Origin of the sequence: Intestinimonas sp. RTP31139st1_F5_RTP31139_211217 (assembly GCF_040226735.1) — a bacterium.
Taxonomy (GTDB): Bacteria; Bacillota; Clostridia; order Oscillospirales; family Oscillospiraceae; genus Intestinimonas; species Intestinimonas butyriciproducens.
This window is the reverse complement of record NZ_JBCOAQ010000088.1, coordinates 1-2,106: the sequence shown is the minus strand read 5'-3', so window position 1 is coordinate 2,106 and position 2,106 is coordinate 1. Positions and strand designations below refer to the sequence as shown.

The 2,106-nt window shown below is 66.8% G+C and carries 2 protein-coding genes and 1 pseudogene; all 3 read right to left on the bottom strand.

Annotated features, from left to right (window positions below; all coding sequences use genetic code 11):
• Positions 1-221: pseudogene (locus tag ABUA09_RS18240) on the bottom strand (M56 family metallopeptidase); the annotation flags it as partial.
• A gap of 88 nt (positions 222-309) precedes the next feature.
• Entirely contained in the window at positions 310-687 is a 378-nt protein-coding gene (locus ABUA09_RS18235) for a BlaI/MecI/CopY family transcriptional regulator (protein WP_082635986.1), read from the bottom strand.
• 167 nt (positions 688-854) lie between these two features.
• The coding region (locus tag ABUA09_RS18230) for an MFS transporter (RefSeq protein WP_349949628.1) at positions 855-2,106 on the bottom strand (1,252 nt) is incomplete at its 5' end.

The window sequence follows — 2,106 nt, the reverse complement described above, 5'->3', positions numbered from 1 at the left end:
GAAAGGACCACCCGGTCCTCCGGCGGCGAGAGCCGCACAGGGGCCTGGGGCAGGGAAATATTTACAGGGATAAGAAGCCGGACCGCCACGGCCCGCCATGCCCAATACCGCCATAGGGCGGCGTACCGCCGGGAGAGCAGCGGGCCGAGGGCCAGCAGCAGCAGAATCACCGCCGACATAGTGAGGGTGATCTCCGCCAGGGTCATCAGAAAATCCATCATTCCAGGCCATTCCTCCATTCTCCCCGGTTCTCCCGCCAGGGCCCCGTTCCCACCTCGCCGCAGCGGCCGGCTTTGGGGCGGCTCCGTCTCAGAGGCCGTCCCGCTTCAGCTCGTCCAAATATTGCTGGAGCTCGTCCAGTTCGCCGCGCTCCAGCTTTGCGCCCCGGGCCAGCGAGGCCACGAAGTTCTTCAGCGAGCTGCCGAACACCCTGCTGAGCACCGCTCCGCTCTCAAACTCCAGATAGGCCTCCCGGGACACCGCCGGGGCGTACCAGTTGCTCCTGCCCCGCTTTTCACAGGTGACGAACCCCTTTTCCGCAAGGCGTGCGAGATAGGTATTGAACGTGTTGGTGGCCCAGCCCCGGTCCCGCAGCCGCTCCTCCAACTCGGCCCGGGCGGCGGGCCGTCCCTCCAGCTCCCACAGGGCCTTCATGACCTCCAGTTCCGTGTCCGGCAGCCGCCTCACAGGCGTCCCTCCCATCCACTTCAAATGTAGTATTTTTATTTTATACTACATTTGAAGTGGATCAAAGTCAAGTTACAAACCGGTGACAGCCTGCCGGGCCGCCACCGGTCTGTCCTACAGGTGTGAAACGCCCCTGCGACCCGGAGAGACACAGGAGCGTTCCGCGCTCAGGATACCTCCCGGCAGGGGGCTTCCCGCTTCTGGGGCAGATCGCACCGCCGCACTGCCGGGAGGACGAGGCACAGCACGCCGCACAGCACCGTCACGCCTCCGGCCAGGGCAAACCAGCGGATCAGTCCCACCCCCTCGGCAAAGAGGGCGGTGAGGCCCAGCCCCACGGGGCTTGCTAGGGTCATGACCGCCGAAGCGATCCCCAGCACCCGGCCCAGATACTCCCCCTCCACCTTCTCCTGGATGAGCGCCGTCAGCAGGCTGTTGAAAAAGGGGGAGGCCAGCCCCATCCCCAGGGAGAGGGAGACAAAGGAGAGGAATGCGGCGGGGGGCAGGCACCCCATGGCCAGCAGGCAGCCGCCCAGGGCAAAGACCGCCGCAGTCATGGTGGTCATCTTGTTCCGCGTCCCGCCCCAGAGCCCCAGGAGGAAGGAGCCCACCAGCATCCCCAGGGAATAGGCCGTCTCCACCACCGAGGCCGCCACGGCAGTGCCGCCGAAATAGCGCATGCTGACCAGAGGAAAGAGGGAGGACACCGGCACCACCGCCAGGGAGAAGAGCCCGCAGATGAGGCAGAGCTGCCACAGCCATTTCTTGCTCCGCAGGACGGCGCAGCCCGCCCGGCAGTCGTCCAGAAGTCGGAAGGGCGCCTCCTCTCCGGTGGCCCGGAGGGCCGGGAGCCGCGCGAGGAGCAGAAATCCGATGGCAAAGACGGCCCCCATAGCATCCAGCGCGATGATGAGGGGGAGAGGGACCGCGGCGAAGAGGACCGCGGCCAGGGCAGGGCTCAAAAGCAGGGAGACGGTCTGCACTCCCTGGGACCAGCCCGCACATTTCCCCAGCATCTCCCGCGGGACGATGAGGGGAGTGACCGCCTGGAGGCAGGGGGAGTGGAAGGCGGAGCCCACACTCCGCAGGGCCAGGGTGACCATGATGGCGGTCACGGGCAGATCCCCCAGCAGGAGCCCCACCCCCACCAGGGCCAGCGACACCAGCCCGATGGCCCCGTCGGCCACCGCCATGATCTTGCGCCGGTCAACGCGGTCGGCCACCGCCCCGGTGAAAAGGGAGAGGATGCCCTGGGGCAGCAGGGCGGCCACGGCGGCCAGGGACAGGACGGCGGCTGAACCGGTCTGCGCCGTGAGGTGCCAGATCAGGGCATATTGGGAGATGGAGCTGGTGAGGATCGACACCGCCTGCCCCACCCCCAGTGTGGCAAACTGACGTTTCCATTGCGTGCGCATAAGT